Annotated in this window: 16 protein-coding genes; 13 read left to right on the top strand and 3 right to left on the bottom strand. The window is 67.9% G+C overall.

The window, feature by feature from the left end:
• The first annotated feature begins 201 nt into the window (after window positions 1-201).
• From DBV14_RS27740 to mdoH, 6 genes are all read left to right on the top strand, one after another.
• Window positions 202-660, top strand: coding sequence for a hypothetical protein (locus tag DBV14_RS27740; protein WP_124464231.1), 459 nt, complete (start codon window positions 202-204; stop codon window positions 658-660).
• Between the two features lie 77 nt (window positions 661-737).
• Complete coding sequence (miaB, locus tag DBV14_RS27735; protein ID WP_124464229.1) at window positions 738-2,132, top strand: tRNA (N6-isopentenyl adenosine(37)-C2)-methylthiotransferase MiaB; 1,395 nt, start codon at window positions 738-740, stop codon at window positions 2,130-2,132.
• Entirely contained in the window at window positions 2,132-3,559 is a 1,428-nt protein-coding gene (locus DBV14_RS27730; protein ID WP_124464227.1) for a sensor histidine kinase KdpD, read from the top strand. Before miaB ends, DBV14_RS27730 begins: the two co-directional genes overlap by 1 nt.
• A gap of 47 nt (window positions 3,560-3,606) precedes the next feature.
• The gene (locus tag DBV14_RS27725; RefSeq protein WP_124464225.1) at window positions 3,607-4,275 is read left to right on the top strand and encodes a hypothetical protein; all 669 of its coding nucleotides are present in this window, start codon (window positions 3,607-3,609) and stop codon (window positions 4,273-4,275) included.
• A complete protein-coding gene (locus tag DBV14_RS27720) occupies window positions 4,272-5,660 on the top strand; it encodes a sigma 54-interacting transcriptional regulator (protein ID WP_124464223.1) in 1,389 nt (462 codons plus the stop codon). Before DBV14_RS27725 ends, DBV14_RS27720 begins: the two co-directional genes overlap by 4 nt.
• 402 nt (window positions 5,661-6,062) lie before the next feature.
• Complete coding sequence (gene mdoH / locus DBV14_RS27710; RefSeq protein WP_124464221.1) at window positions 6,063-8,096, top strand: glucans biosynthesis glucosyltransferase MdoH; 2,034 nt, start codon at window positions 6,063-6,065, stop codon at window positions 8,094-8,096.
• 70 nt (window positions 8,097-8,166) lie between these two features.
• Here the strand turns inward: mdoH and DBV14_RS27705 are convergent, their stop codons facing one another.
• Both DBV14_RS27705 and DBV14_RS27700 read right to left on the bottom strand, forming a co-directional pair.
• The gene (locus DBV14_RS27705) at window positions 8,167-8,754 is read right to left on the bottom strand and encodes a glutaredoxin family protein (RefSeq protein WP_124464220.1); all 588 of its coding nucleotides are present in this window, start codon (window positions 8,752-8,754) and stop codon (window positions 8,167-8,169) included.
• A gap of 78 nt (window positions 8,755-8,832) precedes the next feature.
• The gene (locus DBV14_RS27700; protein ID WP_124464218.1) at window positions 8,833-9,036 is read right to left on the bottom strand and encodes a hypothetical protein; all 204 of its coding nucleotides are present in this window, start codon (window positions 9,034-9,036) and stop codon (window positions 8,833-8,835) included.
• A 125-nt stretch (window positions 9,037-9,161) separates the two neighbouring features.
• Between DBV14_RS27700 and DBV14_RS27695 the strand changes: the two genes are divergently transcribed.
• Window positions 9,162-10,088, top strand: a complete 927-nt coding sequence (locus tag DBV14_RS27695; protein ID WP_124464216.1) for an RNA ligase family protein — start codon at window positions 9,162-9,164, stop codon at window positions 10,086-10,088.
• Complete coding sequence (locus DBV14_RS27690) at window positions 10,085-11,224, top strand: AAA family ATPase (protein ID WP_124464213.1); 1,140 nt, start codon at window positions 10,085-10,087, stop codon at window positions 11,222-11,224. The genes DBV14_RS27695 and DBV14_RS27690 overlap by 4 nt, the downstream gene beginning before the upstream one ends.
• A gap of 72 nt (window positions 11,225-11,296) precedes the next feature.
• On the opposite strand, the gene ffh is transcribed toward DBV14_RS27690, so the two are convergent.
• The gene (ffh, locus tag DBV14_RS27685; RefSeq protein ID WP_124464211.1) at window positions 11,297-12,685 is read right to left on the bottom strand and encodes a signal recognition particle protein; all 1,389 of its coding nucleotides are present in this window, start codon (window positions 12,683-12,685) and stop codon (window positions 11,297-11,299) included.
• A gap of 120 nt (window positions 12,686-12,805) precedes the next feature.
• Between ffh and DBV14_RS27680 the strand changes: the two genes are divergently transcribed.
• Genes DBV14_RS27680 through ampD form a run of 5 tightly spaced genes read left to right on the top strand, consistent with a single transcriptional unit; the run spans window position 12,806 to window position 17,760 of the window.
• Window positions 12,806-13,621: an inner membrane protein YpjD gene (locus tag DBV14_RS27680; protein ID WP_124464209.1), complete on the top strand. Its 816-nt coding sequence runs from the start codon at window positions 12,806-12,808 to the stop codon at window positions 13,619-13,621.
• Window positions 13,618-13,890, top strand: a complete 273-nt coding sequence (locus DBV14_RS27675; RefSeq protein WP_124464207.1) for a PP0621 family protein — start codon at window positions 13,618-13,620, stop codon at window positions 13,888-13,890. The genes DBV14_RS27680 and DBV14_RS27675 overlap by 4 nt, the downstream gene beginning before the upstream one ends.
• 16 nt (window positions 13,891-13,906) lie before the next feature.
• A complete protein-coding gene (locus DBV14_RS27670) occupies window positions 13,907-15,604 on the top strand; it encodes a nitrogen regulation protein NR(II) (protein WP_124464205.1) in 1,698 nt (565 codons plus the stop codon).
• A 4-nt stretch (window positions 15,605-15,608) separates the two neighbouring features.
• Complete coding sequence (locus tag DBV14_RS27665; RefSeq protein ID WP_124464203.1) at window positions 15,609-17,168, top strand: sigma-54 dependent transcriptional regulator; 1,560 nt, start codon at window positions 15,609-15,611, stop codon at window positions 17,166-17,168.
• Window positions 17,155-17,760, top strand: coding sequence for a 1,6-anhydro-N-acetylmuramyl-L-alanine amidase AmpD (gene ampD, locus DBV14_RS27660; RefSeq protein WP_124464201.1), 606 nt, complete (start codon window positions 17,155-17,157; stop codon window positions 17,758-17,760). Before DBV14_RS27665 ends, ampD begins: the two co-directional genes overlap by 14 nt.
• The last annotated feature ends 88 nt before the right edge of the window (window positions 17,761-17,848 follow it).

Here is a 17,848-nt window from a genome sequence, read left to right as displayed (position 1 = left end):
CAACATTTTTTTTCATGGGGTTCTTGTGCACTTTGGGCTGACACCAGCTATTGGAGCAGTGGCCGCCCTGCAGAGTCGATAGGCACCGTAAAGAAATGTAAAGCAGGGAACCCGCTGCGGCATGCAACCCCTGTGTCCGGCACAAGAGATACGCGACCCCGTCGCTAAAATCGCCCGCACCACAGCCTCTGGATATACCCCATGAACCGCTGCAAGACATCCACGAAAACTCTCACTTTCATAGCGCTCTGCGCAGCCATTGCCGGCGCCGCCGGCTTTTTCCCGCTCGTGGCGAGCGCCCAGGACGAGGTGCCCCGCCCGCAGACCCAGAACGAATCGCTGGTCGGGGGGCGCAATTTCCCCATCGGCACCCTGCGCGGCAAGTTCATGGTGACCAGCGCGCCCGACGTCGAGCTGGACGGCAAGGCCGACCGGCTGGGTGCCGGCGCGCGCATCCGCAGCGAGCAGAACATGCTGGTGATGCCTGGCGCCATCATCGGCCAGCGCTTTTTGGTCAACTACACGCGCGATGCCGCCGGGCTGCTGCGCGAGGTCTGGATCCTCACGCGGGACGAAGCCTCGGCCAGCCGCGAGTCGCTGAACAAGCCGTTCCTGAACGTCTGGCCGTTCACCTCGAACGACACCGTCAACACGCAATGAAAAGAAGGCGGCGCGGAGCCTTTTCCGCGCCCGCCCGCTGCGCCCTTCTTCCACGGAGGGCCAAGAAAGAGTTCCCCATGAAAAAAGTATTCATCAAGACCTTCGGCTGCCAGATGAACGAGTACGACTCGGACAAGATGGCCGACGTGCTGCACGCCGCACAGGGCTACGAGCCGACGCAGAACGTCGACGAGGCCGACCTCATTCTGTTCAACACCTGCTCGGTGCGCGAGAAGGCGCAAGAGAAGGTGTTCTCCGATCTCGGCCGCGTGAAGCACCTGAAGGCCAAGGGCGTGAAGATCGGCGTTGGCGGCTGCGTGGCCAGCCAGGAAGGCGCGGCCATCATTGCGCGCGCGCCCTACGTCGACATCGTGTTCGGCCCGCAAACGCTGCACCGCCTGCCCGAAATGCTGAACGACAGCGCGCGCCTGAACCGCCCGCAGGTCGACATCAGCTTTCCCGAGATCGAGAAGTTCGACCACCTGCCGCCCGCGCGCGTGGAAGGCTCCACGGCTTTCGTGTCGATCATGGAAGGCTGCTCCAAGTACTGCAGCTACTGCGTGGTGCCCTACACCCGCGGCGAGGAAGTGAACCGCCCGCTGGACGACGTGCTGGTCGAAATTGCCGGCCTGGCCGACCAGGGCGTGCGCGAGATCACGCTGCTGGGCCAGAACGTGAACGCCTACCGCGGCAAGATGGGCGACACCGCCGAAATTGCCGACTTCGCGCTGCTGATCGAATACGTGGCCGAGATCCCCGGCATCGAGCGCATCCGCTACACCACCAGCCACCCGAACGAGTTCACGCCACGGCTGATCGAGGCTTATGCCAAGGTGCCGCAACTGGTGAGCCACCTGCACCTGCCGGTGCAGCACGGCAGCGACCGCATCCTGATGGCCATGAAGCGCGGCTACACGGCCATGGAATACAAGAGCACGGTGCGCAAGCTGCGCGCCATTCGCCCCGAACTGGCCCTCTCCAGCGACTTCATCGTCGGCTTCCCGGGCGAGACCGACGAAGACTTCGCCAAGATGATGAAGCTCATCGACGACTGCCAGTTCGACAACAGCTTCAGCTTCATCTTCAGCCCGCGCCCCGGCACGCCGGCCGCCGCGCTGCAAGACGACACGCCGCATGAAGTGAAGCTGGCGCGGCTGCACACGCTGCAGGCCGTGATCGACGGCAACGTCAAGCGTTTCGGCCAGGCCCTGGTGGGCACCACGCAGCGCGTGCTGGTGGAAGGCGCCTCGCGCAAGGACGCGAACGAGCTGATGGGCCGCACCGCCTGCAACCGCGTCGTCAACTTCGAGGGCCCAGCTCATCTGTCCGGCCGCCTGGTCGGCCAGATGACCGACCTGCGCATCACGCGCTCGCTGGCGTACACGCTGCGCGGCGAAGTGCTGACGCGCGAATCGTCGCTGTCGTCGTCCGCGGCAGCTGCGGCAGCCGCTTCGGCCGCGCTCGCCCACTGATGGCCAAGCGGCCATCGACCCGGGGCTCGTTCCAGCAGCTCCTGCTGTTCGCGTTCCTGCTGATCACCGCGCTGCTGGTCGGCGTGGCGCTGCGCTCGGTGCTGCAGTACGACGTGCTGATGACGCAAAGCCGCGACGCGGCCGCGCGTGCGCTGCGGCTGTCGGGCGCGTCCCAGTCGCTGGCCGAGCGCAGCGCGGCCATGGAGCGCGCCGGGCGCCAGTCGCTGGTGCTGAACGACACGGTGCTGCGCCGCCGCTTCGACGACGCCGCGCGCGAGGCGCACCAGGTGCTGGAGCGCCTCGAAAAGAACGGCCTTGCCCCGGCCGGCATCGAGATGTGGCGCGCCCAGCTGGGCGTGATCGAAGGCCTGATGAGCGGCAGCGCCGACAGCGCCCTCACGCGCGAAAGCACCATGGCGATGCAGTTCCGCGAACTCGATGCGCTGAACACCAACATCGCCCAGCAGGCGCAGTTCTTGATCGAAACGCAGAACGACGCGCTGGCCAAGCGCATCGAGAACGCGCGCCGCCGGCTGATGCGCGAAGTGGTGGCCGCCAGCGTGCTGGCCGTGGTGCTGGCGCTGGCTTTCGGCATCTGGCTCGCGCGCCCTTTCAAGCGGCTCGAAAACGCCATCGTCGGCCTGGGCCAGAACCGGCTCGACGAACCCATCGACATCCGCGGCCCGGCCGACGTGCGGCGCGTGTCGCAGCAGCTCGAATGGCTGCGGCTGCGCCTGACCGAGCTGGACGCCGACAAGGCGCGCTTTCTGCGCCACGTGTCGCACGAACTCAAGACGCCGCTGGCCGCGCTGCGCGAAGGCGTCTCGCTGCTGGAAGACGGCGTGACGGGGCCGTTGAACCCGGCCCAGCTCGAAGTCGCGCAGATCCTGCAGCAGAACACGGTGTCGCTGCAGGGGCAGATCGAGGCGCTGCTGCGCTTCAACGCCGCCGCCTTCGAGGCGCGCGAGCTGCGCCGCGAACGCACCGAGCTGCTGCCGCTGATCGAGGAACAGATCGAGGCGCAGCGCCTGCAGTGGCAGTCGCACGGGCTGCGCGTGCGCGCCGAGGGCGAGCCGATTGCCATCACGGTCGATCGCACCAAGCTCGGCACGGCCATTGCCAACCTGCTGTCCAACGCCATTCGCTTCTCGATCACGGGCGGGGTCATCACCCTGGCCGTGTCGGGCACGCCGGAGGCGGTGTACATCGACGTCAACGACGCCGGGCCGGGCATTGCCGAAGGCGACCGCGACCGGATCTTCGAGCCGTTCTTTCGCGGCGAGCGCCAGCCGGAGCACACGGTGAAAGGCACCGGCATCGGACTTTCCATCGTGCAGGAGTACATTGCAGCCCACGGGGGCCGCATCACCTTGCAGCCTGGTGGACCCGGTGCACGCTTTCGCATCGAATTGCCCCGCACAGCCTGAGCACCCGCCCCATTTCAAACACCGCCTCGCGTCTCTTTCTTCGACCCATGTCTTTTTCGTTCGTCCGCAGTTCCACCTTCGCCGGGGCGATGACCGTGCCTTTCGTCCTGCTGCTGGCCGCCTGCGCCACGCAGCCGAAGCCGCCCGCCGAAGCCAACGCGCTGCCCCCGCCCGTGACCCTGCCGCGCGTGATGCCGGTCGAGGCCGAGCCCAAGGCGCCCGCCACGCAGCCGGCGTCGCTCTTCACGCTGATGACCCAGGGGCCGCTGGCGGCCATGCTGTCGTATGCCGACAAGGTGCGCCCGCTGAACGGCGCCGACCTGAGCGCCGAGATCTCGCGCATCGGCGACCCCGGTGATTCGCCCACCACGCAGATGCAGCTGGCGCTGCTGCTTTCGCAGACGCGCGTGCCGGCCGACCTGGCGCGTGCGCTGGGCCTGCTGCAGCGCGTGCTTGCCAACCCGTCGCCCGAAGCCCAGCCGCTGCATCCGTTCGCCCGCGCGCTGGCCGCGCGCTACGTGGAGCAGCGCCGGGTGGAAGACGACCGCGACAAGCAGGCGCAGCAGCTGCGCGACAGCCAGCGCCGCATCGACCAGCTGAACGACCGCATCGAAGCCCTGCGCGCCATCGAGCGCAGCTTCGCGCGGCCCGCCAGCACGCCGGCGCCCGCGGCAGCCCCCGCGGCGACAACCAACGGAGCAAAACCAAGCCCATGACCACCACCGGCGCCCGCCTCCTCGTGGTCGATGACGACCCGGACATGCTTCGGCTGCTCTCGATGCGGCTGGTGTCGGCGGGCTACCAGGTCACGGCCGTCACCTCGGCTGAAACCGCGCTCACCCAGCTGGAAATCGAGCACCCGCAACTGGTGCTGAGCGACGTGCGCCTGCCCGGGCGCGACGGCCTCCAGCTGTTCGACGAAATCCGCAAGCGCCACCCTTCGCTGCCGGTGATCCTGCTCACGGCCCACGGCACCATTCCCGACGCCGTCGAGGCCACGGCGCGCGGCGTGTTCACCTACCTCACCAAGCCCTACGACGCGCGCGAGCTGCTCGACAAGATCGCCCAGGCGCTGGCGCTCGGCGCACCAACCACCACGCCCAGCAAGACCGGCGACGACAGCTGGCGCTCGGAAATCGTGAGCCGCAGCAACCGCATGGCCGAACTGCTGGCCGAGGCGCGCATGGTCGCCAAATCGGACGCCTCGGTGCTGCTGCGCGGCGACTCGGGCGCCGGCAAGGAACTGCTGGCCCGTGCCATCCACAAGGCCAGCGCGCGTGCCGACAAGCCCTTCGTGGCGGTCAATTGCGGCGCCATTCCCGAGGCACTGCTCGAATCGGAACTGTTCGGCCACATGAAGGGCGCCTTCACCGACGCCCACGCCAACCACAAGGGCCTGTTCCAGCAGGCCGACGGCGGCACGCTGCTGCTCGACGAAATCGGGGACATGCCGCCCGCCCTGCAGGTCAAGCTGCTGCGCGTGCTGCAGGAGCGCGCGGTGCGCCCGCTGGGCGCCAGCCAGTCGATCGAGGTCGACGTGCGCATCGTCTCGGCCACCCATCGCGACCTCGACGCCGCGATGGAAGCCGGCCAGTTCCGCGAAGACCTGTATTACCGCCTGAACGTGGTGACGCTCACGCTGCCGCCGCTGTCAGCGCGGCGCGAAGACATTCCGCTGCTGGCCAACCACTTCCTGCAGCGGCTGTCGACCAAGTACGGCAAGCGGCTCTCGGGTTTCGCCCCCGAGGCGCTGAAGGCGCTGACCACCGCGGCCTGGCCCGGCAATGTGCGCCAGCTGTTCAATGTGGTCGAGCAGGTCTGCGCGCTGTCGAGTTCGCCGCTGATCCCGCTGGCGCTGGTGCAGCGCGCGCTGCGCGTGCCCAGCGTCGAGGTGCAGACCTATGCCGAGGCCAAGCAGCGTTTCGAGCGCGATTACCTGGTCGGCCTGCTGAAATTGACCGACGGCAACGTGGCCGACGCGGCCCGCCTGGCCGACCGCAACCGCACGGAGTTCTACCGGTTGTTGCAGAAGCACGAGCTCACGCCGGGGCACTTCAAGGCCGACGCTGTCGCTCCGGGCAGCGACCCTGTCGCCGAGTAGCGACGCACCTAAGTCGTTGATTCAAAAGGCCATTCCCCACCAGTCTCGCAGGCTTGTCGGGATTCGGCGACAAAAACAGGGGTTTTGGGGCCCTTCCACCGGCCCCGGCCCCCAAAACGACTCCCGGATCGCGCCAAGTCGTTGATCTGAAAGCGTTTTTCCATGCTGGCACAGGGTTTGCCCCTGTACTGGCATGACAGCACTCACCAGCCCATCTTTCGCACTGCGCCAGCAGCGCGACGGCCTGCGTCAAAAGCAGTTTTCCCCCTCGCGGCCCCGTGCCGCGGGCCATTCGCTGGCCGCGCTTGCAAGCGCTGGCGGCGCCGCCACGGATTGCGTCTTCAAGCGCCTTCCTGCCATTGGCGACACCCCCTCCCTCGACAAGCAACGTTGGTAAATCACATGAAGCCAAACGACTTCTCGCAACTGAATGTTCTGGCCGAGGCCGATTTTTCGCACCGCAGCCCGTTGCGTGAAGAACGCCACCCCAACGCGGTCACCGCGCCACCGGTCAACCGCGGCTCGATGACGCCCCGTCCCTGGCGCGGTTTCTGGAACAGCCTGGGCACCGCCGCCCTGGTGAAGCTCGGCGCGGGCCGCTCGGCCAACGCAGCCAATCCAGCCGACGACGCCAGCGCCGAATCGGCCCAGCAGGTCAAGCAACCGTGGCAGCGGGCCGCGGCACAACGCCGCCTCGCCTTCATGGTGCTCACCGTGCTCAGCACCGTGATTGCCTCGGTGCTGTTCGCCGGCGTGCAACCCGACTACGACAACGTCTGGCTCGAATACGGCCAGATCGGCCTCTACGGCCTGCTGTCGGGCTGGGTCGTGACCGGTTTCGTGACCGCCCTCATGGGCTTCTACGTCTCGGTGCGCGGTGACAAGCACGCGCTGTCGGCCAAGCAGGTGGTCAACCACCCGATGAACCCCGAAGCCCGCACCGCGATCATCATGCCGATCTGCAACGAAGACGTTGCCACGGTGTTCGCCGGCCTGCGCGCCACCTGCGAATCGGTGGCCGCCACCGGCCACGCGAAGCAGTTCGACGTGTTCGTGCTGTCGGACAGCTACACGCCCGAAACCGCCGCCGCCGAGCGCGCCGCCTGGGAAGACCTTCGCGCCGCACTGGCCGAAAGCCCGAACCAGCCGCAGGTCGAGGTGTACTACCGCCTGCGCACCCGCCGCACGCACCGCAAGGCCGGCAACGTGGCCGACTTCTGCCGCCGCTGGGGCAAGGACTACCGCTACATGGTCGTGCTCGACGCCGACTCGGTGATGAGCGGCGACTGCCTGACCTCGATGGTCAAGCTGATGGAAGCCAACCCGACCGCCGGCATCATCCAGACCGCGACGCAGGCCATTGGCCACGTCACGCTGCATGCCCGCGCACAACAATTCGCTTCCCGCGTGACGGGCCGCCTGTTCACGCTGGGCATGCAGTTCTGGCAACTGGGCGAATCGCACTACTGGGGCCACAACGCCATCATCCGCGTCGAGCCCTTCATGAAGCATTGCGCGCTGGCGCCCATCAAGGGCACCGGCGGCATGTCGGGCGGCATCATGTCGCACGACTTCGTCGAAGCAGCACTGATGCGCCGCGCCGGCTACAACGTGTGGCTGGTGTCCGACCTGGTCGGCAGCTACGAGCAGCAACCGCCGGACCTGCTGGCCGAGCTGCAACGCGACCGCCGCTGGTGCCAGGGCAACCTGCAGAACGCCCGCCTGATGGCCGAGCCCGGCATCCACCCCGTTCACCGCGCGATGTTCGTGACCGGCACCATGGCGTACGTCTCGGCGCCGCTGTGGCTCGCCTTCCTGACGCTGGGCACTGCCCTGTGGCTCAGCGGCTCCAGCCTCGTGTCGAGCTGGAACGTGCTGCCCGCCGAACTGGCCGGCCTGTGGGTCTGGACCCTGTGCCTGCTGTTCCTGCCTCGCGTGCTGGGCATCGCCGCCGTGCTGATGCGCGGCGAGCAACGCCAGTACGGCGGTGTGTGGGGCCTGGTGAAGAGCTCGGTGCTCGAAAGCGGCCTGGCCATCGTGCAGGCACCTGTCCGCATGCTGGCCCACTCGCTGTTCGTGGTCGTGGCCCTCACCGGCATCAAGCTCGACTGGAAGTCGCCCCCGCGTGAAGCCGCTGCCGTGCCGTGGAAGATCGCTGCCACGCAACTGGCGCCCATGACGCTGGTGATCGCCATGCTGGCCGTCGGTGTCGCCATGATCGATCCGAGCGCGCTGATCTGGCTCATGCCCGTCGGCCTGCCGCTGCTGCTGGCGATTCCGCTGACCGTGCTGACCAGCCAGATCGCGCTGGGCACCACGCTGCGCGACCGCGGCTTCCTGCTGATTCCCGAGGAATCGCGTTCGCCGGCCGTGCTGCGCCGCGCCTGGATGCATGCCCTGCGCCTGGCGCGCCCGGCGGCCCTTGCAACGGCCTGATGCGCTGACATACATCGCTCCAACGAAAAAGCCGGCTCACGCCGACTTTTTTCATGGTGCGCCGCAAACTCTACTTGTCCTTCAGCGCGGCAACGAACTCCTGCGAGTCGAAGCCCTCCCGCATGTGATGGCCCTTGACGATCAAATAGGGAATGCCATCGCCGCCCAGGCTGTCGAGCTTCGACTTGCAGCCGTGGTCCTTGTCGATGTCGCACTGCTCGTACTGGAAGCCGTACTCGGCCATCCAGCCCTTCGCGGCACGGCAGTTGGGGCACCAGTCGGCGGTGTACATGAAGACGTCGCCCGGCTTCGAACTGGCAGCCAGTGCGGCGAGCTGTTCGGCACTGTTGTTGCCGCTCAGTTTCGACGCAAGGCTGCTCACACTCACGCCGGCCGGGCCACGCTTCTGGACCACCTGGTGGCCCAGGTAGACGCCGCCGGCCAGCAGGAGAATCATCAGCCACTTGCCCCAGGGAAGACCATCGCCGTCGGGCACCGCGTGCGTGCGTTGTTGCGAACGATGCCCTGTCGAAGATGATGCGGCGCCGCGCGCATCGGCCGCCTTGTTGTAGGCCACGCCGCAGCCGGGGCATTGCCAGATGGGCGCGTCCGAGTTTTCAGGGCGCACCAGCTGGCACTTGGCGCAAATGGTTGGCATGAAGAGCTCCTCCGTATGGGCTGTGCTGCGCACGCATCCCGCACGAGAAGCGGCGCACCTTCGGGCATTCACAAGGCATCAGGTCCCTCCCGTGCCGATGTTCGTTGGCTGGCTGCATGTGTCGCGAGTCGCCAACAGCCGGTCGAGCTTAGCAAAACCGGATGGCCGCCAGCCCCTAGAATCGCGCCCTTCTTTTTCAACCTCTTTCATCTGGAGCGCCAAGTGCCCCGATTCGCCGTCATCACTCTCTGACGCCGACAACACCACTTCATTGCGGGTCATGTCGGGCGCCAAGCTGCGTTCCCACACTGACCCGGCACGGCCCTTCCGGCCGCTGAAGTCGACTCTCTTTCCAGCTTCGCTCCCGCACGTTGTCGGTTCTTCCTGATTTGCATCTGGAGAACAACGTGTTCCCTCTCTCTTCTCTTTCTCTCTCGTCGATCCCGCTGCTCAAGTACCCGCGTACTGCGCACCTGGAAGGCTCTCGCCTGCAAACCGGCGACACCGACGATGGCCAGACGCCGTTGTCGGCGCTGCAAGGCCGGCATGTGGTCATCGAGGAAAAACTCGATGGCGCCAACGCAGCCGTGTCGTTCACGCCGGCGGGCGAACTGCTGCTGCAATCGCGCGGCCACTACCTGGCCGGCGGCGCGGGCGAGCGGCAGTTCAACCTGTTCAAGCACTGGGCCGCGGCGCACGAAGCGGCGCTGCTGGAGCGGCTCGAAGACCGCTACGTGATGTACGGCGAGTGGTGCTTTGCCAAGCACAGCTGCTGGTATGACCGGCTGCCGGCCTTCTTCCTGGAGTTCGACATCTACGACCGGCAGGCGCAGTGCTTCCTGTCGACGCCCGCGCGGCATGCGCTGCTTGCCGATGGGCCTGTGCTGTCGGTGCCCGTGCTGTACGACGGCGAGATGCCGCGCAACGCGAAGGCATTGCGCGCATTGGTTCGGCCTTCGCTGGCACGCAGTGCCGGCTGGAAGCCGGCCTTCGAGCAGGCGGTGGCGCACGAAGGCCAGCCGCTCGATCTGGTGCGGCAACAGACCGACCTGTCCGACCTGGCGGAGGGTTTGTACCTCAAGACCGAATCGGACGGCGAGGTGACGGGCCGCTACAAGTGGGTGCGGCCTGATTTCGTGCAGACCATCCTCGACTCGGGTTCGCACCACAGCCGCCGGCCGGTGCTGCCGAACCAGCTCGCGCCGGGCGTGGATCTCTACGCACCAACGCCGCAAGTGAACTGGCAGGACCTGGGATTGCGCACGCTGCACGACCCGGTCGAGCTGGCAACAACAACAACAACGACAACAACAAGCACAAGGAGGCCACGATGACTTTCGACGATCTGCGCGCGCTGGTCCCCGCGCCCGCGCAAAACTTCGACTGGGCGCAGTGCTGCGAACTGCTGCCAGCGCTGCTGCGCCTGGAAGAAACACCGCAAGACCCGTACTACCACGCGGAAGGCAACGTCGGCATCCACACGCGCATGGTGCTCGACGCGCTCCTGGCCGACGCGCACTACCAGCGCGCCGATGCTGATGGCCGCTTCGTGCTGTTCATGGCCTGCCTGCTGCACGACATCGCCAAGCCCGACACCACGGTGATCGACGAGGCCAGCGGCCGCATCGGCCAGCCGGGCCATTCGCGTCGCGGTGCGGTCGACGTGCGCGTGCTGATGTGGAAGGCGCGCGTGCCGTTCGCCTTGCGCGAGGCCGTCTGCCGGATCATCGCGGTGCACCAGCTGCCGTTTCATGCCTTCGCCTCGCGCAAGGGCGTGCGGCCCGAATGGCTGGTGCACAAGCTCTCGTGGGAGCTGAGCCTGCCCGACCTGTGTTGCGTGGCGCGCAGCGACATGCTCGGCCGCCACTGCGAAAAGCGCGCCGACAGCATGGCCGACATCGCGCTCTTCGAGCAGTTGGCGCAAGAGGAAGGCTGCTGGGAAGGTCCGCGGCAGATGGCCGACGCGCACACGCGCCTGGCCTATTTCCGCGGCGCCGACACCAGCCCCGATTACCCGCTGTTCCAGACGGCGGGCTCTCGGGTGACGGTGATGTGCGGACTGCCCGCGAGCGGCAAGAACCACTGGGTGGCGCAGCACCGCAAGGGCTGGCCGGTTGTGTCCTTCGACGATGCGCGCGCCGAGCTAGGGCTGAAGCATGGCGAGAACGATGGACTCGCCGCGCACCACGCGGTCGACCAGGCCAAGGCGCTGCTGCGCAAGCAGGAACGCTTCGTCTGGAACGCCACGCACCTGAGCCAGCAGATGCGCACCAAGACGCTGGACCTGCTCTGGGCGTACCACGCGCAGACCGAGCTGGTGTATCTGGAGGTGCCGCACGCCGAGCTGATGCGCCGCAACCGCGATCGCGACACCACGCTGTCGAACGCGGGCATCGAGCGGATGCTGCATCGCTGGGAACTGCCGGCGCCGGTGGAGGCGCACGAGACGGTCTACGAGGTACAGAGCTGAAAACGACGAAGCCCGCCGGGGAATGCTCCGGCGGGCTTCGGTCTGCTGATTCCGTCTATCTATGTGCGCGGCTCAGAACGGCAGCTTCGGACCGCCGGGGCCACCCATGCCGCCCATGCCCTTCATGCCGCCCATCTTCTTCATCATCTTCATGAGGCCGCCGCCCTTCATCTTCTTCATCATTCCCTGCATCTGCTCGAACTCGTTGAGCAGGCGGTTCACTTCCTGAACCTGCACGCCGGCGCCGGCCGCGATGCGGCGCTTGCGCGTGGCCTTCAGCAGTTCGGGCTTGCGGCGCTCCAGCGGCGTCATGCTCTGGATGATCCCTTCCTTGCGGCGGATGTCGCGCTCGGCACGGGTCATGTCGGCCTCGGTGGCCTTGGCGGCCATCTGCGTGGGCAGCTTGTCCATGAGGCTCGACAGGCCCCCCATCTGCTTCATCTGCTGCAGCTGGCCCAGGAAGTCGTTGAGGTCGAAGCCCGCGCCGCTCTTGACCTTGGCCGCGAGCTTCTGCGCCGCCGCCACATCGACACCTGCCGTGACCTGCTCGACCAGCGCGACGATGTCGCCCATGCCGAGGATGCGGCCCGCATGGCGCTCGGCGTCGAACACCTCCAGGCCGTCGATCTTTTCACTGGTGCCGGCGAACTTGATCGGCACGCCCGTGACCTGGCGCACCGACAGCGCCGCGCCGCCGCGCGAATCGCCGTCGGTCTTGGTCAGGATGATGCCGGTCAGCGGCAGCGCTTCCTTGAAGGCCTTGGCGGTGTTGATGGCGTCCTGGCCCTGCATGGCATCGACCACGAACAGGGTTTCGACCGGATCGAGCGCCGCATGCAGCTGCTTGATTTCGGACATCAGCACTTCGTCGATGGCCAGTCGGCCTGCCGTGTCGACCAGCAGCACGTCGAAGTAGTGGCGCTTGGCGTGGTCGAGTGCGGCACGCGCGATGTCCAGCGGCTTCTGGTCGGGCGTGCTCGGGAACCATTCGGCGCCGGCCTGCTTCGTCACGGTCTTGAGCTGCTCGATGGCGGCGGGGCGATACACGTCGCCCGACACCGTGAGCACCTTCTTCTTGCGCTTTTCGATGAGGTGCTTGGCCAGCTTGGCGGTGGTGGTGGTCTTGCCAGCGCCTTGCAGGCCAGCCATCAGGATCACCGCCGGCGGTTGCGCCGCGAGGTTGATGTCCGACACGCCTTCGCCCATGGTGGCGGCGAGCTCGCGGTTCACGATGCCGACCAGCGCCTGGCCTGGCTTCAGCGAGCCCAGCACCTCCTGGCCCAGCGACTTTTCTTTCACCCGGGCAACGAAGTCGCGCACCACGGGCAGCGCCACGTCGGCTTCCAGCAGCGCCATGCGCACTTCGCGCAGCATGTCCTGCACATTGCTTTCGGTGATGCGCGCCTGGCCGCTCATCGTCTTGACGAGGCGGGAGAACTTTTCTGTGAGAGCGGTGGCCATGAGCGGAATGCCTTGCTTGCTGCCCGCTGCGGTGCGGGTCGGGTGAGAAGTCGGGGAAACGAGGGGAGAACTTGAAGTCGGGCGCGGGGAACGCAAGGGCGAGACGCTAAACTCCGACCGATGATTTTAGCGATCCCCTCTCCACTCGGCGTGGCGCTGGGCATCGCCACCGCGGCAGCCTACGGTTTTGCCGCTGCCGCGGGTGCCCGGCTGAGCCGCCAGACCACCCAATGGGCCCTGGGAATTGCATGGCTTTTGCATGCCGCCGTGCTGGCCCACGGGCTGGTCGGCAGCGAGCCGCGCTTCGGCTTTGCGCCCGCGCTGTCGGTCACCGCCTGGCTGGTGCTCACTGTCTATGCGGTCGAAAGCCGCATGTATCCCCAATTGAAGGTTCGGCGCGCGCTGGCCTGGCTGGGCGCAGCCGCGGTGCTGCTGGCCATTCTGTTTCCCGGCACGCCGCTGCACGTGAGCGCGTCGCCCTGGCTGCCGCTGCACCTGGCGCTGGGCATTGCCTCGTACGGCCTGTTCGGCGCGGCCGTGGTGCACGCCTGGCTGATCACGCGGGCCGAAAAGCAGATCCGCCTGGCGGCCGGCTCGCAGAGCGAAGGCGGCGTGCCGCTGCTCACGCTCGAGAGGCTCACTTTCCGTTTCGTGACGGCCGGCTTCGTGCTGCTCTCGGCCACGCTGCTGGCCGGCCTGCTGTTCAGCGAACAGCTGTACGGCGCCGCCGGCCGCGCCTGGAAGTGGGACCACAAGACCACCTTCTCGGTGCTGGCGTGGCTCACTTTTGCCGTGTTGCTGATCGGCCGGGCGCGCTTCGGCTGGCGCGGCCGCACCGCCCGCCGCGTGCTGTACGCCGGCTCGGCCCTGCTGCTGCTGGCCTATGTGGGCTCCCGCTTCGTGCTCGAAGTGGTGCTGGCGCGTCCTCCTGTATGAAATACCTCCTCGTCCTCGCCGTGCTCTGGATCGCCATCTGGCTCTGGCGCAAGAACCGGCGCGAAGAAATGCGCGACGCGCAGCGCGAGCACGCGGCCAAGGCACAGCGGGCGCCAACAAGCCCGCCACCCGCCGTCGGCGCGCCGCAGGCCATGGTGCGCTGCGCCCATTGCGGCCTGCACCTGCCCGCCACCGATGCCATTGCCGGCCCCGGCGGGGCGGTCTACTGCAGCCCCGCGCACCGGCAGGCCGGCGCGGCACCGGGCTGACCCCGCACCTCGCGGCATGAGCACCCCACTCTGGTCGCGCGGCGAGCCGGTCACCGACTGGGACACGCTCGAGCTGAGCAGCGGCGAAAGCACGGCGCTGCTGCGGCTGTGGCGCGGCTTCATGGTGGCGCGATGCTTCGTCGCGCTGGTGCTGGTGCTGCTGCAGTGCGTGGCTTTCGCGCTCGGGCAGACGATGCAGCCGCTGGCCATCGCCATCTCGGCCGGCTACCTGGTGGTCACCTGGCTGGGCATGCGCTACACGCGCTTCGTGCCGCCGATCCGCGGCTTCAGCCCGCTCTGGTTGGCGACCATCGGCATCGATCTCGCGGCCTTCACCACGCTGCAGGTGATCCAGGGCGGCAGCGTCAACTACACGCCGCTGTTCGCGCTGCCGGTGCTCATGAGCGCGGTGCTCGGCACCATGACCGTGAGCCTGGGCACCACGGCCACCGTCACGCTGCTGTTGCTGGGCGACGCGGGCTGGCATTGGCTGCAGCAACCGGTCGACTCGTCGGCCCGCTTCGTGCAGGCGGCGCTCACCGGCACCGGCCTCTTCGTGGTGGCCCTGCTGGCCCACGAACTGGCGCGCCGCCTGACGCGCGAAGAGGCGGTGGCGCAGCGCAACCGCAGCAGCGCGCAGATGCAGGCGCAGGTGAATGACCTGGTGATCGAGACGCTGAGCGAAGGCGTGCTGGTGATCGATGCCGATGGGCTGGTGCACGCGGCCAACCCGGCGGCCGACGCGATTCTCGGGCAGGGCCTGGCCAAGCTGACGCTGCCGTTCGCGCTGCACGCGCAGCCGGCATGGCATGCGCTGGCCGCGCTGGCGCGCCAGACCTTCGCGCGCCGGGCGCCGCAGTCGGAAGAAATTCCGGTGGCGCAGGCGCGCGGCGCGGCGCGCGAGGTGCGCGTGCGCACCCGGCTCACGCCCACCAGCGACCGCCACGTCGACAGCCTCTGCGTGATGTTCCTGCAAGACCTGCGCGAACTCGAGGCCCGCATCCGCACCGAAAAGCTGGCCGCCATGGGCCGCATGTCGGCCGCGGTGGCGCACGAAATCCGCAACCCGCTGGCGGCCATCACCCAGGCCAGCGCGCTGCTCGCCGAAGACCTGACCGACCCCGCGCACCGCAAGCTCACGAGCATGGTGCAGCACAACGCGCAGCGGCTGGCCCGCATCGTCGACGACGTGCTCGACGTTTCGCGGGCGCGGCAGCAGCGCGTGCTGTCGCTCGGCGAGCAGGTGGTGCTCGACCCCGCGGTGCAGGTGCTGGCCGACGAGTGGGTGCGCCAGACGCAGCGCAAGGGCGTGCTCATCACGCTCGATGCCCCGCAGAGCGACGTGCGCTTCGACGCCGAGCACCTGCGCCGCCTGATGGTCAACCTGCTCGACAACGCGGCGCGCTACGCCGGCAAGCGCGAAGGCTCGATCCAGGTGCTGACCACGCTGCAGCGCGGCAACTCCGGCCGTCCCAGCCTGATGGTGTGGAGCGACGGCGCGCCGCTGGAGCCGGCCGTGAAGCGGCATCTGTTCGAGCCCTTCTTCTCGTCCGAGAGCCGCTCCAGCGGGCTCGGCCTGTTCCTGTGCCGCGAGCTGTGCCGGCGCCACGGCGCCACCATCGGCTACGAGCGTCGCGCGCTGGTGCCGGGCGGCCCCGAGGGCAATGAATTCTTCGTCAGCTTCGCCGCCAGCGAAAACCGGCTGACACAATAGCGCCGTGAGTACTTCGCCCCCCTCTACCCAGCGCCCCGCGCAGATCCTGGTCATCGACGACGAACCCGACCTGCGCACACTCTATGAATTGACGCTGCTGCGCGAGGGCTACCGGGTCGAGGCCGCGGGCAGCGTGTCCGAGGCCTGGCAGCACCTGGAGGCCGGCCGCTTCGACGCGGTGATCACCGACATGCGGCTGCCCGACGGGCAGGGCATGGAAATCATCCATCGCATACAGAAAGACCAGCGCAGCGAGCGTTGCGTGGTCATGACCGCCTATGGCTCGGCCGAGAACGCGGTCGAAGCGCTGAAGGCGGGCGCCTTCGACTACCTCACCAAGCCGGTCGACCTGAAGCAGTTTCGCGCCGTCGTCGCCTCCGCCGTGCAGGCGCGGCAGGCAACGCAGCCGCCGGTCCGCGCAGCGCAGGCGGCACCGGCGAACGTCGACGCCACGCTGGTCGCCACGGGCAGCGGCGCCGCCGCGCTCGACCGGCTGGTCGGCGACTCGGACCCCATGCGCCTCGTCAAGTCGCGCATTGCCAAGGTGGCGCGCGGCATGGCGCCGGTGCTGGTGCGCGGCGAGTCGGGCACCGGCAAGGAACTGGTGGCGCGCGCGGTGCATGCCTGCAGCCAACGCAGCGACGGTCCGTTCGTGGCGGTCAATTGCGGCGCGATTCCCGAGAACCTGCTCGAAGCCGAATTCTTCGGTGCGAAGAAGGGTTCGTACACCGGCTCCGCGCAAGACCGCGACGGCTATTTCCAGGCCGCGCGCGGCGGCACATTGTTCCTCGACGAAATCGGCGACCTGCCGCTGGCCATGCAGTCGAAGCTGCTGCGCGCCATCCAGGAGCGCAGCGTGCGCGCCATCGGCTCCACGCAGGAAGACGCGGTTGACGTTCGCATCGTGAGCGCCACCCACAAGGACCTGCACGCCGAAGTGCAGGCCGCGCGCTTCCGGCAAGACCTTTTCTACCGGCTCAACGTGATCGAGATCGCGGTGCCCGCGCTGCGCGAGCGCCGCGAAGACCTGCCCGCGCTGTGCACCGCCCTGCTCGCGCGCATCGCGCAAGACGGCGGGCTGCCGGTGCCGCACCTGTCGGCCGAGCTGCTGCGCCGGCTGGCACTGCACCCGCTCGATGGCAACGTGCGCGAACTCGAAAACCTGCTGCACCGCGCGGTGGCGCTGAACGACGGCGACGAACTGCATCTCGACCTGATGGGCGCGGCCGCCACGGCAGCGGCAGCAGCAGCCGAAGCGGCGTCTTCCGCGCCAGCGCCGCTGCTGTCGCTCACAGGTGAACCGGCCACGGCCCCCATGCCGCCGCCAAGCTTCGCGGAACCCCTCAAGCCCGCCGCGCCGCCACTGCCCTCCGACCTGCAGGCCTACCTCGACCAGCAGGAGCGCGAGATCCTCGTGCGCGCGCTGCACGAAAGCGGCTTCAACCGCACGGCCGCCGCCGCGCGGCTCGGCATGAGCCTGCGCCAGATCCGCTACCGCATCGCCCGCCTGGGCATCACCACGCCCAACGGCGACGATGGCGCCAGCAGCCATGCCGACGACTGAAGCCTGCAACGACGACGATGGCCTCTGGCAGGCCGGCTGGTATCGCTTTGCGAAAGCGCTGCGCTCGCCGAATTTCGGGCCCCGCCCCGAAGGCGCGCAGACCGACCTGGTCGTGCTGCACTCCATCAGCCTGCCGCCCGGAGAGTACGGCGGCGACGCGGTGCAGCGCCTGTTCACCAACCAGCTCGACTGGGACGCGCACCCCTACTTCCAGTCGATCCGCGGCCTGGAGGTGTCCTCGCATTTCTATGTGCGGCGCAACGGCGAGCTCTGGCAGTTCGTGAGCTGCGACGACCGCGCATGGCATGCCGGCGTGTCGTCGTGGCGAGGCCGCGACAACTGCAACGACGACTCCATCGGCATCGAGCTCGAGGGCCTCGAAGGCCAGCCTTTCGACGAGCCGCAATACGAAACGCTGGCAAGCCTCTGCGCCGCCGTCGCGCAGCACTACGCCATTGCGTACATCGCCGGCCACGAGCACATCGCGCCGGGCCGCAAGCAAGACCCCGGCAACGGTTTCGACTGGCGTCTGCTGCGCGAACAACTTGGCTGGGATCCACAAATGTTTCCCGCGCAGATAGCGCAGCGCTAATTTTTTCAATCGCGCGGCGCCCCGCGATGCGCCGATATCGCGGCGCAGCAATGAGACAATTGCAAACACCGGATCCAGCAACCATGCG

Source organism: Variovorax sp. KBW07, from assembly GCF_003852515.1.
In the GTDB taxonomy this organism is placed as follows: Bacteria; Pseudomonadota; Gammaproteobacteria; order Burkholderiales; family Burkholderiaceae_C; genus Variovorax.
The sequence above is the reverse complement of the archived record's forward strand: the minus strand, read 5'-3'. Positions and strand labels throughout refer to the sequence as shown.

What these genes read in the sequence shown, in the direction of transcription:
- DBV14_RS27730 (WP_124464227.1), top strand. Translation starts at nt 2,132, where the DNA reads ATGGCCAAGCGGCCATCGACCCGGGGCTCGTTCCAGCAGCTCCTGCTG.
- DBV14_RS27670 (WP_124464205.1), top strand. Translation starts at nt 13,907, where the DNA reads ATGAGCACCCCACTCTGGTCGCGCGGCGAGCCGGTCACCGACTGGGAC.
- ampD (WP_124464201.1), top strand. Translation starts at nt 17,155, where the DNA reads ATGCCGACGACTGAAGCCTGCAACGACGACGATGGCCTCTGGCAGGCC.
- DBV14_RS27740 (WP_124464231.1), top strand. Translation starts at nt 202, where the DNA reads ATGAACCGCTGCAAGACATCCACGAAAACTCTCACTTTCATAGCGCTC.
- DBV14_RS27690 (WP_124464213.1), top strand. Translation starts at nt 10,085, where the DNA reads ATGACTTTCGACGATCTGCGCGCGCTGGTCCCCGCGCCCGCGCAAAAC.
- DBV14_RS27725 (WP_124464225.1), top strand. Translation starts at nt 3,607, where the DNA reads ATGTCTTTTTCGTTCGTCCGCAGTTCCACCTTCGCCGGGGCGATGACC.
- DBV14_RS27705 (WP_124464220.1), bottom strand. Translation starts at nt 8,754, where the DNA reads ATGCCAACCATTTGCGCCAAGTGCCAGCTGGTGCGCCCTGAAAACTCG.
- miaB (WP_124464229.1), top strand. Translation starts at nt 738, where the DNA reads ATGAAAAAAGTATTCATCAAGACCTTCGGCTGCCAGATGAACGAGTAC.
- DBV14_RS27680 (WP_124464209.1), top strand. Translation starts at nt 12,806, where the DNA reads ATGATTTTAGCGATCCCCTCTCCACTCGGCGTGGCGCTGGGCATCGCC.
- DBV14_RS27700 (WP_124464218.1), bottom strand. Translation starts at nt 9,036, where the DNA reads ATGACCCGCAATGAAGTGGTGTTGTCGGCGTCAGAGAGTGATGACGGC.
- DBV14_RS27720 (WP_124464223.1), top strand. Translation starts at nt 4,272, where the DNA reads ATGACCACCACCGGCGCCCGCCTCCTCGTGGTCGATGACGACCCGGAC.
- DBV14_RS27675 (WP_124464207.1), top strand. Translation starts at nt 13,618, where the DNA reads ATGAAATACCTCCTCGTCCTCGCCGTGCTCTGGATCGCCATCTGGCTC.
- ffh (WP_124464211.1), bottom strand. Translation starts at nt 12,685, where the DNA reads ATGGCCACCGCTCTCACAGAAAAGTTCTCCCGCCTCGTCAAGACGATG.
- mdoH (WP_124464221.1), top strand. Translation starts at nt 6,063, where the DNA reads ATGAAGCCAAACGACTTCTCGCAACTGAATGTTCTGGCCGAGGCCGAT.